Raw genomic sequence first — 14072 nt, forward strand, 5'->3', positions numbered from 1 at the left:
CTCTCCGCACGCATGGACGCTCACTTCATCGCACGCATCAGCTCGCGCACATATTTGCCCAGCATGTCAAACTCCACATTCAGCCGGTCGCCGGGCTTCTTGGTGTGCAGGTTGGTGAGTTGAAACGTGTGCGGAATGATCCAGCAGACGACGGAGGTGTCTGTGACCTCTGCCGCGGTGAGGGAGATGCCGTCGAGGCAGATGGAGCCCTTGGGGATGATGAGGCCGCGCTGGTCGGCGGGGACCTCCACCTCCAGCCGGTGGTCCTGCCCGTGCTCGCTCCAGTCCAGCACCTTCACCGTCGCATCCACGTGCCCCTGCACAAAGTGTCCGCCGAAGCGTGCACCGATGGCCATGGCGCGCTCCAGATTGACGAGGGAGCCGGTTTGAAGATCGCCGAGGCTGGTGACCTTCAGCGTTTGCATCAGCAGATCAAAGCTCGCCGTTTGCGCCGCCGCATCCTTGCTCGTCACCGTCAGGCAGCAGCCGTTCACGGCGACGCTTTCGCCATCGGTGAGCTCCGCGGCCATAGGGCCGACGTTCAAGGTCAGGCGCGCGCTTTCTCCGCGAGGGTCCAAGGAGATGACTTTGCCGGTGGTTTCAACAAGACCTGTGAACATGGGCGGAGATAACCGGACAAAGGGCGGCTGTCGAATGGAAGGACACCTCTTTCTCAGCGCGTAGTACGCGGGTCCATGCCTCGTGTCCCAGTCCAGCTCGGAGTCCTTCTCATTTCCGCCAGCGCTTTCGCGGCGGAGCACTGGGCATTTCAGCCGCTGAAGCCCGTGAAAGGCGCGGGAGTGGATGAGTTCATTCAGGCGAAGCTGAAGGAGGAGGGGCTGAAGAGCGCGCCGCGGGCGGATGCGCGCACGCTGATCCGCAGGGCGAGTTTTGATCTCACCGGACTGGCGCCGACGGCGGAGGAGACGGAGGCGTTTATACGCGATACCTCGCCGGATGCTTACCCGCGGCTGATCGAGCGTCTGCTGTCCTCACCGCACTATGGGGAGCAATGGGCGCGGCACTGGCTGGATGTGGCGCGCTACTCCGACACCAAGGGCTATGTGTATGCACGCGAGGAAAAGAACTGGGTGCATGCCACGCCGTATCGCGACTGGGTGGTGCGGGCGCTGAATGCGGACCTGCCGTATGACCGCTTTCTGCTGCTGCAACTGGCCGCGGACCAGGTGGTGCCTGCGAAGTCGCCGGATCTGGCGGCGATGGGTTTCCTCACGCTGGGGCGGCGCTTTCTCGGTGTGTCGCATGACATCATTGATGACCGGATTGACGTGGTGATGCGCGGCACGCAGGCGCTGACGGTGGCGTGCGCGCGCTGCCATGATCACAAATTTGATCCGATCCCCACGCGGGACTACTATTCGCTCTACGGAGTCTTTCAGAGCAGTGCGGAGGCCCTGGTGCCCTGCGCGGCGAGTGCGGATGAGAAACTGGCGGAGCTGGTGAAGAAGAACCGTGACCTCATGACCAAGCGCCGTGAGGAGCAGATGGCGCGCACGCGAGCGAGGGCGGCTGATTACCAGAAGGCGCTCACCGAACTCGACAAGTACCCGGAGCAGGGCTTTGACCAGATCATTGATGAGAAGGACATCAATCCTTTCATCGTTCACCGCTGGAAGGCGTGGGTGGAGGCGCATCCGGGATTGGAGCTGACGGAGGAAGCGCTCAAGAAAGAGGACTCACCGGCCTACGTGCCGGACGAGCACATCGCGAACAACGAGATGTATTTCCCCACGGGGATCATCACCGAGCTGTGGAAAGCGCAGGGAGAGGTGGACCGCCATCTTCTCAAAACCACCGCCGCGCCGGCGCATGCCACCGTGCTGGTGGACCGCGCGCTGCCGAGCACGCCGCGTGTGCTGCTGCGAGGGAATCCGCTGACGAAGGGAGACGCGGTGCCGCGGCAGTACCTAAGCCTGTTTGGCGGGCAGCGCCCTTTCACGAAGGGAAGCGGGCGGCTGGAGCTTGCCCAGGCCATCACTGATCCGCGCAATCCGCTGACCGCGCGCGTGATGGTGAACCGCCTGTGGCAGCACCACTTTGGACGCGGGCTGGTGAGCACGCCGAGTGATTTTGGCAAGCAGGGCGGCACCCCGAGTCACCCGGAGCTGCTGGACTGGCTGGCGCAGCGCTTCATGGATTCGGGATGGAGCCTGAAGGCGATGCACCGGCTGCTCATGCTTTCGCAGACTTACCAGCAGAGCAGCCAGACGAGTGATGCGCGCGATCCTGACAACCGGCTGCTGTCGCGCATGAGCCCGCACCGACTGAGTTTTGAAGAAGCACGCGATGCGTGGCTGACGGCGGCGGGGCAGATGAATTTGAAAGTGGGAGGCCGGCCTGAGGCTTTGTTTGGCGCGAGCAACAAGCGCCGTACGCTCTACACGCTGGTGGATCGTGAGAATGTGCCGGCGGTGATGCGCACGTTTGATTTTGCCAATCCTGATCTCTCCATTCCGCAGCGCAGTGAGACCAGCGTGCCGCAGCAGGCCTTGTTTGGGATGAATCATCCGTTTGTGGTGCAGCAGGCGAGGGCGCTGGTGCGAGATGCGGCGGCGGGTCCGTCAGGCGCTGCGAGGATTCATTGGATCTACGGGCGGCTTTTCCAGCGCCGTGCCACGCAGGATGAAGTCGAGGCCGGTCTGCGCTTCGTGGGGGAGGAGCCGGCCACGCTGGCGGTGGAAACGGATCACTCCAAGTCCTGGCAGTATGGCTATGGCGAATGGGATGAGAGCGCGGGGCGCGTGAAGGATTTCAAGGCGCTGCCGCATTTCACCGGCAGCGCCTGGCAGGGCGCGGATGCGTGGCCGAACCCGGAACTGGGCTGGGCGCAGCTCACGGCTGCAGGCGGGCACCCTGGGAACGACCGCAAGCATGCGGTGGTGCGCCGCTGGAGCGCCCCTGCCAGCGGCACGTATGACATCCAGTCCGTGCTGGTTCATGAGCCGGAAGCGGGCGATGGCATTCGTGGCTTTATGAGCCATTCGCGGCTGGGCAAGCTGCGTGACACGCGGCTGCGGGCCTCCAAGGCGGACCTGAGCCTGAGTGCGATCGAGTTTCAAAGCGGCGACACGCTGGACTTCATTGTGGATATCGCCGACGGACTGAACAGCGATCAGTTTTTGTGGTCGCCCAAGATTGTGCCGAGCACGCAGGCCACCGGCTCCGGCGGTGACACGCCGCAGGAGACCTGGGATGCCGGGAAGGACTTTTATGCGCAGCCCAGGCTGCAGCTCAATGCCTGGGAGCAGCTGGTGCAGGTGCTGATGCTCTCGAACGAGTTCATGTTTGTCGATTGATTGATTGCTATGAATCCCCCTCCCCTCACACGCCGAGATTTTTTGCGCCGCTCCGGCATGGGCATGGCGATGCTGGGGCTGGGCGATGTGATGGCGGACTCAAAGCCGCACTTTGCGCCGAAGGCGAAGCGGGTGATCCATTTCTTCCTGAACGGCGGGCCCTCGCATGTGGACACGTTTGATCCGAAGCCTGCCCTGGAGCGCTATGCGGGCAAGCCGGTGCCGAGCCATCGCCTCACGGAGCGGAAGACGGGCGCGGCTTTTCCTTCGCCTTTCAAATTCAAACGTTATGGCCAGAGCGGGATTGAGGTGAGCGAGCTGTTTGCCAAAACGGCGGCGCATATCGATGACATCGCGGTGATCCGCTCCATGCAGGCGCAGGTGCCGAATCATGAACCTTCGCTGATGCTGATGAACTGCGGCGATTCGATTCAGGCGCGGCCGAGCCTGGGCGCCTGGCTCACCTATGGCCTGGGCAGTGCGAATGAAAATCTGCCCGGATTTATCGCCATGTGTCCGGGCGGCATGCCGATCAAGAGCGCGGAGAACTGGCAGGCGGCCTTTCTTCCTGGCGCGTATCAGGGCACGTATGTCGATTCAAAGCATGAGCAGGTGGACCGCCTGATTGAAAACATCCGCAGTCCACATGCGGATGCGCGCGTGCAAAACCGGCAGCTCGAGCTGCTGCGCCGCATCAATGAAGCGCATCACCGGGAGCGCAGCGATCCACGGCTGGAGGCGCGCATTCAGAGCTTTGAACTGGCCTACCGCATGCAGATGGAGGCGGCGGATGCGTTTGATGTGACGCGAGAGCCCCAGCACATCCGGGACCTGTATGGCGAAGGTGTGCACGGGCGGCAGACGCTCATCGCACGGCGTCTTTTGGAGCGTGGCGTGCGCATGGTGCAGCTCTGGCATGGCGCGGGGCAGCCGTGGGACAACCATGACAACATCGAGACGAACCACCGCAAGCTCTCCGCGCAGATTGACCAGCCGATTGCCGCGCTGATCGCGGATTTGAAGCAGCGCGGCATGCTGGAGGACACGCTCATCCTCTGGGGTGGTGAGTTTGGCCGCACGCCGACGGTGGAGATGAGCGGCGCGAACTCGAAGCTGGGCCGCGACCACAATCACTACGGTTTCAGCGTATGGATGGCAGGAGGCGGCATCAAAGGCGGAACGGTGCATGGGAGCACGGATGAGTTTGGCTTTGCCGCGGAGCAGAATCCCGTGAGCGTGCATGATCTGCACGCGACGATTCTGCACCTGATGGGCATCAACCACGAGGAGCTGACCTACCGCTATGCGGGCCGTGACTTCCGGCTGACGGATGTGTATGGAGACGTGATCACGCCGGTTGTGGCTTGATTTGTGAGGACGCCCGCGAATGCTCTGCGGCATGCGCTCATTCCCTGCCCTTCTGACGGTGTTTGCACTCAGTCTTGCGACCAGCTACGGTCAGAACACCGCGCCACCCGCCGCGCGCGAGGAAGCTGTTGTCGGCGGACGCGTGATCAAGCTGCCTGCGCCGGTGGGTTATGAGCGTGTGGACGGGCTGAACCCCGACTCCGACCGCCTGATCAACTCCATGCTGCCCGCCACGCACCGCTATCTGGCGCGCTTTGACCCGCCCAAAAACAGCACGTCAGCGAACGGCCGCAGCTTCAATGCGCAGGTGCTGCGCGCGCTGGAAAACCGTGAGATCGGCGAGCGGACTTTCAGTGAGGTGAAGCAGCAGACCAAGGACGAGATTGAAAAGGCGCAGGACAGCATCCGCCAGGAGATCGCCAGGGCCTCCGGCAAGGCGGAAAAGGCTTTGCAGGATGCGACCGACGCAGACACGGCGCTCAGCCTGAGCGATATCGCAATGCTGGGATGCTTCGATGATGCTCCCAGCAGCCTCGGATTCACGATGGCGATGAACGTGGCCGCCAAAGTGGGGGGGCGTGACACCAAAACCCGGGGCGTGGTGGCCACCATGATTGTCCCGGTGAACGGACGGCTGCTCTACCTCTACGCCAATGCCGGCTTCAATTCCCCCGCCGACCGCACCTGGGCCGAACAGGCGGTGACGGCCTGGCGGGACGCGGTCTTGGCCGCCAATCCACGTGTGGAAGGCCCTGCGGCAGGCCTGCTGGATTTCAACAGCATCGGGCGCTCTGGATTGATCGGCGCCATCATCGGCGGCGTGGTGGCGCTGGCGGCCCTGCTGTTTAAGAAGAAGAAAGCGCAGTGATGCCGGCGCCGGAATGCTTGTCCGAAAGCATCATTGATCCCTCTCACAAAACTTCCGGAAGGACTCGATCTGCCCAGGTGTGGCCACTCCGGCGACGATGTGGCCGGTGAGGCTGCGCAAGACGGCGGCTTCTGCGGCTGACAGGTCCAGCTGCCCCACCATTGATCGTGCAATCGCCGCGAAAGTGTTGCCGTTGTAGAAACAGAACGGTGCCATGCGGTGGCACTTTCGGCAGAGCTCCACAGCTTCCATCAGGCTCATCGGTTCGAGATGATGAGTGTCCCACAGGGCCTTGGTGTCAGCGTAACCATCCGAGGTGGGTTTGTGCAGAGCGTTTTTGGCCTGGCAGAGCACGGCGTTTTGCGCCACGACAAAATCCCACGTGAATCGTTCCAGCCAGGGCCTGGTATCGTTCATCTTTTGGCAGACTGGGATTTTTTTGCCAGGTCTTTGGCTTTTTGAATTTCCTCCACTCCAGCGCTCCTTAAAAACCCTTTGCCGGTTTTGGCGTACACGGGTTCGGCTGCGAACCGGTCCTGAATTTCCAGCGCGTCCTTCATCACGGCTAGAAACAGCGGATCGTTGGCAAACTGCTCTGGAATCGCCGGTTTCATCTGCCTCATTCTATCGCAAATCCGCCACAACACCAAGGTCGATTTTGCTGGCTCAAGGAGCCTTCAAATAGGCGATCAAGTCTGCCATCTGCTGGGGGGTGATGGCGGCCTCCAGACCTTCGGGCATCAGCGAGATGCCAGGACTCGTCAATGACTTGATCTCACTTCGCAGCACCGTGTCCGTGCCGCCATCGGCACGCTTGAGGGTCAGGTTGCCGGCGGTTTCGCTGGCGATCAGTCCTGAGAGGGTGCGGCCGTCGTTGGTTTCGACGATGTAGAGCGCGAAGTTGGGGGAGACTTCGCGGTTGGGGTCGAGGACGTTGGTGAGGATCTGCTCCGCAGTCCAGGCTTTGATGGTCCCGAGATTGGGCCCGACGTCATTGCCACGGTCGAGATGACGATGACAGACCAAGCAAAGAGTCTCATAAACCTTCGCGCCACTAACGGGATCACCTGTAATGGGGGCATTCCTGCCCCCAGGAGAGGCCTCATTACGGGCAGGAGCGCCCACATCACTGCCAAACATCGCCGCCGCATACTTGTCGATCACCGCTTTGCGATTCGACGTGGAACCATCCCCGATGAGCTTCGTGATGCGCTCGGCGAGCGCAGGAGTTTTCTGCCGGCCAAGCGTGGCCTTCGCGGCAGCGCTGAGCTGGGAAGGAAGAATCTTTTTGGCTTCGATGGCATCAAGCAGCTTGGCGATGCGATCCGTGCGGGAAAGGAGGAGGGTGGCCGCTTTTTCACGCAGGGCAGGCGTGAGCTTGGGCCAGGCATCGATGAGAATGTTGCCGATAACGGGATCGCGATAGGTGCCGAGAGCTTCGACAGCCACGAGCTGGATTTCGGCAGGCTGGCTGGGTGCCAGGGCCCGAATCAAGGTGGAGCTCGCTTCCGACACTGGAAGCAGGGCTGCTAATTCGATGTTCTCTTGCAGGACCGCGCCCGCGGGATCTGCCGGCATGGCCTTGGCAATTCGATCCTGCCACCAGACGAGACATTGAGGTCTGACCGACATATCAGCCAGCTTGTATCCTCGCTTCAGCGCCCCCTTTGGAACTGCCGATGCGGCTGTTCGAGCGAGGCCGTCCAGTACGACTGGATGATCGGACGCTGCCTTCTCCGCCTCATCCAGGAGCATGGGCAGTTCAAAAGCTTTGCCCGCGACCTCCTTGTCAGCAGATCCGGATGCGGCTTCAATCAGAGCGGGGAACAGCTTTGACCTCTGCCGGCTCAACTTGTCGCGTGGATTGAAGGCAGCGAATGCCACCCGGCTCAGGTCGGCTTTCACACAGGCATCAATGATCAAAGGTTGCAGCCACCGGTCCTCAAAGGCTGCGTCGAGCAATCGTCCGGAATGTTCCGCCACCACATCCGCCGGAGCCGTCCCCAGCGCCAGAATCGCAGCCATCCATTGCGGATGCTTGCCGATAAGACGCTGTTTGTTAAAGCGGAGAACATTGCGTTGAGCGTCAGACAGCCCCATGAGCGGTTCATCGGAGATCAAAGCAGCTTGTGCCGTCACATGCTGGTCGTCTCCCTCAAGTGCATCGCGCAATACGGCGAACGTCTTGTTTTGTGAGTCGCTGGAGGCAGAATGTGGCGGACCGAAAAGGCCTCCCAGCTCGGCAGCCGTCCAGAGAGCGCTGATGACACCCTGTGAAGTTTTTGCCTCTTGGGTGAGTTTCAGCAGCGGCTCCACCGCCGCCTTGTCCTGCCGTTCAAACAGCAGGCGCTGCGCAGTTTCGCGGTGCCACGCATTGGGATGATCCAGCAATGCAACGAGTTCGGCGGTGGTGGCGGCGCTGAGTTTGGGGGTCGGTCGTATGGTAGTCCCGCCTTTAGCCGATGCCTTTTCAGAACCGCCTGAAGGCGGTGCTACAATACGGGGAACCAAGCGGAAAAGCCGGCCTTTGTCCCGTCCTCGCAGCAGATCGACAGCGCTGTGGATGTCATCCGGAATACTCCAGGGGTGCTCGATCACTTCGCGATACATGTCGCAGACGTGGAGGCAGCCGTCGGGAGCGTTGACGAAATTGACGGGGCGGAACCAGAGGTCGTCGCTGGTGCAGAAGTTTTTCGTTCCATCCACCTGCACGGCTTTAAAGGTGACTCCATCGGGCACGAGCTTCATGCGGTAGAAGAGATTGCCGGCGACATCGGCGACGAAGGCGAAGTCGCGGTACTCTTTCGGATAGGCATCGCCGCGATAGACAGTGATGCCGGCGGAGGAAGTGACGACGCCTGCGCCGACGAGTTCGCTCTTGGGCAGGGTGCTGCCTTCCTGGACCCAGCGCTTGGCGCGGAACTCGCGCCAGGGCTCGGGCGGGCTGGTACGATAGACGGGAAGCTGGTCGCCAGCTTCGGCGCAGTCATTGAGAGCGCTGGGGACGACAAGGTAGGGATTGCGCGCGAGGTAGCGATAAGGAAGGACGACGTGCTGGCAGGGATTGCGGATGTTGCAGAGGAAGCGGTTGCCCCAGTCGTCGAAGGTGTTGCCGAAGCGTGCGCCGCCGCTCTCCAGCCTCACATCACCCGTGCTGGGGTCAAAGCTGAAGTCGTTGCGCTTGATCGGCAGCGGTTTGAAATCGGCGGGCAGAGGCGTCACGGCCTCGCTGCCGGGGGCGCGCTGGATTTCGCCTCCATTGCTGCCACCGGCGATGTAGATGCGGTGGTCGAGGCCCCAGATGGGATTGTTCATCACGGCCTGCACGTTGAGCTTCTTGAAGCCGGTGAAGACTTTTTGCCGCACATCGGCCACGCCATCGCCATTGGTGTCCTTGAGGTACCACACGTCGGGGGTGGCGGTGACGAAGATGCCGCCTTTCCAGCACGCGGCGCCAGTGGGCCAGGAGAGGCCTTCGGCGAAGACGGTGGCTTTGTCGAAGATGCCGTCGCCGTCGGTGTCGGTGAGGAGGCGGACTTTGCCGATGGCCTGGTCGGTGGGGTTTTCCTGCGCGTGCTTGTGGTGCTCCTTGTCCGTGTAGGGGTAGTCGTTCATCTCGCACACGTAGGCGCGGCCGTCCTCGTCATAGGTGATGGCGACGGGATCGGTGACGAGCGGCTCGGCGGCGATGAGCTGCATCTCGAAGCCGTCGAGGACATGGAAGGTCTTCGCGGCGTTTTGCGGCTCGGTGGGCGGCGTCGTGGGGAACTTGAGTTCCTCGGCGGCGAGAGGTGAGGCCAGGATCAGAGCCAGCCATGAGATCAACGGACGTTGCATGCAGAATGGACGGCGCAAGGCACGCCATTCTTGCCTGCCAGCGCGCTACTCAGCCGCGCCGGAGCTGTCCATCACGCACTGCACCCAGGTGAAAACGGGAGTCTGCGGGGCGTAGAGGTGCTGAAGCTGCGCGAAGCTCTTTTTGCCGGGAAGATTGTAGGGGCCGGTCTCGCTCATGGTCTCGTCTTCTCCGGGGCAATGCTGCAGGCCCAGCACATGGCCGATCTCATGCGGCAGCCATTTGGTGATGGGATCGCCGATCAGGGCCACGGAGCGGGTGCTCCACCATTCGGAGGGATCGAGGTAGATGTGGCCACGGTCACGGCTCCAGGGGAAGGAGGCATGGCCCATGCTGCCGAGCTGGCCGTCCCAGGCTCTGCCAGGAGGGGTGCCAAAGCTGATGGTGATGTCCGCCTTCTCCCCAGCCTGCGCCTGGGCAAAAGTGAAGACGCCGGCCGCCTCCCAGCTTTTGAAGCTCTCACCGATCTCGCGCTGAAGTTCATCCAGAGTCAGGCGCTCCGGCATGGCGGTGGAATCCAGACGCCAGGTGAGGTGGCGTTTGTTCCAGAGCTGCGGCTTCGTGAAGCTGACCGGCCTGCCGGCGCTGAGGGGCTTGGAAGAAGGGCTGATCTCCTGGTTCTGCCAGGCGACCTCGTGATAAGCGCAGTTGCTGATCACGAAGGCGGTCCATAAGCAAAGGCTTAGCGTGAATGCATTTTTCTTCATGGCAGGGTGGGATTCGACAGTTTTGAATCTCACCCTTGATATGATTTCTCATATGTAAGAATTGTAAATGATTATTCAGGCCCTAGTGACAAATTTGACTCTCTTGCATCCCCGCCACGACTCGCCACACTGCCCGCCCCCTTCCTCTCCCCTCCCCTTTCCTTTCCCCGCCATGGCCTACATCAACGAAAACTACAACAAGCTCAAAGCCGGTTATCTCTTCCCCGAAATCGCCCGCCGCGTGAAGGCTTTCACCGAAGCCAATACCGAGGCCGCCATTCCCCGAAATCGCCCGCCGCGTGAAGGCTTTCACCGAAGCCAATACCGAGGCCGCCAAGCGCCTCATCCGCTGCGGCATCGGCGATGTGACCGAAGCTCTGCCAGAGGCCGTCCGCACCGCCATGCACAAGGCCGTGGACGAAATGGGCGACCGCGGCACCTTCCGCGGCTACGGCCCCGAGCAGGGCTACGACTTCCTGCGCAACGCCATCGCCGAGCATGACTTCAAGGCCCGCGGCATCAACGTCGAAGCCGATGAGATTTTCATCTCGGACGGCAGCAAGTGCGACACTGGCAACATCCTCGACATCTTCGGCGCCGGAAACAAGATCGCCATCACCGACCCCGTCTATCCCGTCTATGTGGATACCAACGTCATGGCCGGCAACACCGGCGATGCCGACGAAAGCGGCGCCTACGCCGGCCTGCACTACCTGAAATGCACGCCCGCCAACGGCTTCGTGCCCGAGATCCCCAATGAGCCCGTGGACCTGGCCTACCTCTGCTATCCGAACAATCCCACGGGAGCCGTCGCCACCCGCGCGCAGCTCGAAGCCTGGGTGAAATACGCCCTGGCCAACGGCACCACCATCCTCTACGACGCCGCCTACGAAGCCTTCATCCGCGATCCCGAGCTGCCGCGCTCCATCTATGAAATCGAAGGCGCGCGTGACTGCGCCATCGAATTTAGGAGCTTCTCCAAAAACGGCGGCTTCACCGGCGTGCGCTGCGGCATCGTCATCATCCCCAAAGGCCTCATGGGCAAAACCAAGGCAGGCGGCAAGCAGGCCATCCATCCCCTCTGGAGCCGCCGCCACAGCACCAAGTTCAACGGCACCAGCTACATCGTCCAGCGCGGCGCCGAGGCCATCTACTCCCCCGAAGGCAAGGCGCAGGTGAAGGCCCTCATCGATCACTACATGGGCAATGCCGCCCTCCTCGTGGAAGCCTGCAAAAAGGCCGGCCTGCAGGTCTATGGCGGCGTGAACGCCCCCTACGTCTGGGTCGGCTGCCCGAAGGGCGTCACAAGCTGGCAGATGTTCGACAAGATGCTCAACGAAGCCAACGTCGTCATCACCCCCGGCAGCGGCTTCGGCAGCGCCGGCGAAGGCTACTTCCGCATCAGCGCCTTCAACAGCCGCGCCAACGTCGAAGAAGTCTGCCGCCGCATTGCGACGCTGTGATTTGAGACACATTGAATCCGCCATGTCGGTTCTTGAAGCCATCGAGAATGACATCAAACAACTCCCGCGCGAAGCAGCACTGGAGTTGCAGGACTGGCTGGCGGATTATCTAGATGATCAGGAGGAACTCTCTCCCGAGTTTGTGGCAGCCATTGAACGTGGCAAAAGTGAGTTTGCTACGACTACACAAAATCCGTGATCGACCCAAAGTCCGCGTCAAACAGCCGCCGATACGTCCGGAATGCAAAATGATCCGTCATGTTCGCGATCCAGTCGCACACCAGCCGCGCACGCGCAGGCGCATCCGCCGCGGCCTGGATCTCCTTCTCGATGGCGGGCGGCATCAGGTGCAGCCCCTTCGGCTGCACCGTCTCGATGTAGCGATCCCGCAGCACCTCAAACACCCGCGTGAGAATGAAGTCGGCCTTGTGATCAAGCTGCTGGAGCTGCGGACTGAGAAACACGAGCTCCAGCGCGATCTTCTTGTGCAAATCCGCCCTCCGGCGCTGCACGGGGTCAATCTCCAGCGCATGCTGATGCCGCCGCGTGCTCTGGCTGAGAAAGTTCGCCGCAGGCACCAGCTTCGTGGCGCGGATGCATTCGCCGATGAGCCGGTTCAGCCGGCCCTCCACCCGGCTCTCGCGCACCGCTTTGCACAGAAACTCCACATCCGCCTGATCGGTCTCTGACAGCTCCTGCTCCCCCGCCCAGCGCTCCAGCCTCTGCACATTGATGAACCCTGCGTGGATGCCATCCGCAATGTCATTGAGCGAATACGCCGTGTCGTCCGCCCAGTCCATGATCTGGCACTCGATGCTGCGAAAGCCGTTGCGCACCTTGCCAGGCGTGAGCTCCATCGGAAAGGCCTGCCCGCCCAGGGTGAAATCCAGCCAGCGCTCCTGCTCATCGTACAGGTAGTGGTTCTTCGCCTTCTTGTCTTCGGACCACAGCGTCTTGTATTTCAGCACCCCGTCCAGCAGCGCTCGCGTGGGGTTCATGCCGCTGCGCCCTTCGCTGAAAAGCGTCTGCGTCAGGATGCGCAGCGTCTGCGCATTCCCCTCAAAGCCGCCATACGGCGCCATGAGCTGGTGCAGCGTGCGCTCACCCGCATGCCCAAAGGGCGGATGGCCGAGATCATGGCTGAGGCACGCACTCTCCACGAGATCCGAATCAATGTAGCACTCCGCATCCAGCACCTCGCTCTGCTGCGTCAGCCAGCCGCAGATGCTGCGGCCGATCTGCGCCACCTCGATGCTGTGTGTCAGGCGCGTGCGGTAGAAATCATACTCCCCGGAGAGAAACACCTGCGTCTTGTTTTGCAGGCGGCGGAAGGCGCTGCTGTGGATGATGCGGTCGCGGTCGATCTGGAACGGGCTGCGATATTCACCGGCGTGGGCTGGGCGTGAATCGAGCGTCTCGAAGTCGAAGAAGGTGTAAAAACGGTTCGCTGGCATGCGGTGGGTGCCGCGATGCTAGCAGGTCGTGGCGGGCGGGCAAGGCTGCTGCTCAGCGGTCCTTCCTGCGGAAGGCAAACTGGGCCGCGGGCACCTGGCCGTCATCCTCCGCCTCCCGCGGGCGGCGTTTGCCCTCCACAAAGGCGGGCCTGAAGGGCAGGTGCTGCGTTTTTTCGATCTCGTCTTCAGCCACGCCCTTGGCGCGCAGGCGGCTGCGTTCGTAGATCCGGGCTTTTTGAATTTCGAGCATGGCGTTGATGATGCCTGAGACTTTCAGGCGGGGGACTGTGTTCAAAACTGCCCCGTATTCAGCAGCACCAGGGTGCAGGCATCCGCGCAGGCGATTCCGGCTTTTTCCAAATCCACCGCCAGGAGCGCATTTTCCGCGCCAGGATTGAAAATGACCCGCCGTGGCTTCAGGCCGAGCAGCTTGTCCCGCAGTCCATCCGAGATCGCCGCACCCACATACATCGTCACCGTGTCCACGGCGCCGGAGATGGCGCTCAAATCAGACACGACGGGAATGCCCTCGATCTCCGCCAGCCGCGGATGCACCGGCACCACCTCATGTCCATGCTTCCGCAGCAGCAAAAGCGCCCGGTGGCTGTAGCGCTCGGGCTTGTCGCTGGCGCCCACGATGACAACGCGTTCCTGTTTCATGATTTTTGATCCTGATCCTGGTCCTGGTCCTCGTCATCCAGATGGAACAAATGCAGCGCCCGGTGCGCCGCAGGCGCGAGCATGATTCCCATGACGGAAATGAACACCAGCCCGCTGAAGAGAGCGTAAAGAGAGGCAAAGACCTTCGCCGCATCCGAGGGCAGGTCCCCCATGGGCCCCATGCCTCCCAGGATCATGGAGGCGTTCAGCAGGCTGTCGATCCACGTAAATCGGGCGATGTAATGATACCCCAGCACCCCCAGTCCCAGCGCCACTCCGGACACCACGAAAACCAGCAGCGCAGACTTCAGCACCCGCTGCAGAAACACAAAGCGGCTGGCCAGCGGATCGGTGCGTGATTCAAAAGAGTCAAACATGC

Annotated in this window: 13 protein-coding genes and 1 pseudogene; 5 read left to right on the top strand and 9 right to left on the bottom strand. The window is 61.8% G+C overall.

Annotated features, from left to right (window positions below):
- Positions 1-20: 20 nt before the first annotated feature.
- Positions 21-620 (bottom strand): riboflavin synthase, encoded by a 600-nt coding sequence (locus ACILSQ_RS11250; RefSeq protein WP_395743722.1) that lies wholly within the window; start codon positions 618-620, stop codon positions 21-23.
- Positions 621-695: 75 nt separating this feature from the next.
- Here ACILSQ_RS11250 and ACILSQ_RS11255 point away from each other — a divergent pair, with 75 nt between their 5' ends.
- Genes ACILSQ_RS11255 through ACILSQ_RS11265 form a run of 3 tightly spaced genes read left to right on the top strand, consistent with a single transcriptional unit; the run spans position 696 to position 5553 of the window.
- Complete coding sequence (locus ACILSQ_RS11255; protein ID WP_395743723.1) at positions 696-3317, top strand: DUF1549 and DUF1553 domain-containing protein; 2622 nt, start codon at positions 696-698, stop codon at positions 3315-3317.
- A 9-nt stretch (positions 3318-3326) separates the two neighbouring features.
- The gene (locus tag ACILSQ_RS11260; RefSeq protein ID WP_395743724.1) at positions 3327-4685 is read left to right on the top strand and encodes a DUF1501 domain-containing protein; all 1359 of its coding nucleotides are present in this window, start codon (positions 3327-3329) and stop codon (positions 4683-4685) included.
- Between the two features lie 31 nt (positions 4686-4716).
- On the top strand, positions 4717-5553 hold the full coding sequence (locus ACILSQ_RS11265; protein ID WP_395743725.1) for a hypothetical protein: 837 nt from the start codon (positions 4717-4719) through the stop codon (positions 5551-5553).
- Positions 5554-5583: 30 nt separating this feature from the next.
- Here the strand turns inward: ACILSQ_RS11265 and ACILSQ_RS11270 are convergent, their stop codons facing one another.
- The 4 genes from ACILSQ_RS11270 to ACILSQ_RS11285 are packed head-to-tail and all read right to left on the bottom strand — an operon-like array spanning position 5584 to position 10116.
- Entirely contained in the window at positions 5584-5970 is a 387-nt protein-coding gene (locus tag ACILSQ_RS11270) for a hypothetical protein (protein ID WP_395743726.1), read from the bottom strand.
- Positions 5967-6167: a hypothetical protein gene (locus ACILSQ_RS11275; protein WP_395743727.1), complete on the bottom strand. Its 201-nt coding sequence runs from the start codon at positions 6165-6167 to the stop codon at positions 5967-5969. Before ACILSQ_RS11275 ends, ACILSQ_RS11270 begins: the two co-directional genes overlap by 4 nt.
- Before the next feature lie 52 nt (positions 6168-6219).
- The gene (locus tag ACILSQ_RS11280; RefSeq protein WP_395743728.1) at positions 6220-9390 is read right to left on the bottom strand and encodes a PVC-type heme-binding CxxCH protein; all 3171 of its coding nucleotides are present in this window, start codon (positions 9388-9390) and stop codon (positions 6220-6222) included.
- A 45-nt stretch (positions 9391-9435) separates the two neighbouring features.
- Positions 9436-10116, bottom strand: coding sequence for a matrixin family metalloprotease (locus tag ACILSQ_RS11285; RefSeq protein ID WP_395743729.1), 681 nt, complete (start codon positions 10114-10116; stop codon positions 9436-9438).
- 172 nt (positions 10117-10288) lie between these two features.
- On the opposite strand from ACILSQ_RS11285, the pseudogene ACILSQ_RS11290 reads away from it, so the two are divergent.
- Positions 10289-11579, top strand: a pseudogene (locus ACILSQ_RS11290) (LL-diaminopimelate aminotransferase).
- A 22-nt stretch (positions 11580-11601) separates the two neighbouring features.
- On the top strand, positions 11602-11778 hold the full coding sequence (locus tag ACILSQ_RS11295; RefSeq protein ID WP_395743730.1) for a hypothetical protein: 177 nt from the start codon (positions 11602-11604) through the stop codon (positions 11776-11778).
- Here ACILSQ_RS11295 and dgt read toward each other — a convergent pair.
- The 4 genes from dgt to ACILSQ_RS11315 are packed head-to-tail and all read right to left on the bottom strand — an operon-like array spanning position 11762 to position 14070.
- Positions 11762-13033 (bottom strand): dGTP triphosphohydrolase, encoded by a 1272-nt coding sequence (dgt, locus tag ACILSQ_RS11300; RefSeq protein WP_395743731.1) that lies wholly within the window; start codon positions 13031-13033, stop codon positions 11762-11764. The genes ACILSQ_RS11295 and dgt overlap by 17 nt on opposite strands.
- A 52-nt stretch (positions 13034-13085) precedes the next feature.
- Complete coding sequence (locus ACILSQ_RS11305; RefSeq protein WP_395743732.1) at positions 13086-13283, bottom strand: hypothetical protein; 198 nt, start codon at positions 13281-13283, stop codon at positions 13086-13088.
- A 41-nt stretch (positions 13284-13324) separates the two neighbouring features.
- Positions 13325-13693 (bottom strand): CoA-binding protein, encoded by a 369-nt coding sequence (locus ACILSQ_RS11310; protein WP_395743733.1) that lies wholly within the window; start codon positions 13691-13693, stop codon positions 13325-13327.
- A complete protein-coding gene (locus tag ACILSQ_RS11315; RefSeq protein ID WP_395743734.1) occupies positions 13690-14070 on the bottom strand; it encodes a hypothetical protein in 381 nt (126 codons plus the stop codon). The genes ACILSQ_RS11310 and ACILSQ_RS11315 overlap by 4 nt, the downstream gene beginning before the upstream one ends.
- Between the last annotated feature and the right edge of the window lie 2 nt (positions 14071-14072).

The organism is Prosthecobacter sp. (assembly GCF_044227185.1).
In the GTDB taxonomy this organism is placed as follows: Bacteria; Verrucomicrobiota; Verrucomicrobiia; order Verrucomicrobiales; family Verrucomicrobiaceae; genus Prosthecobacter.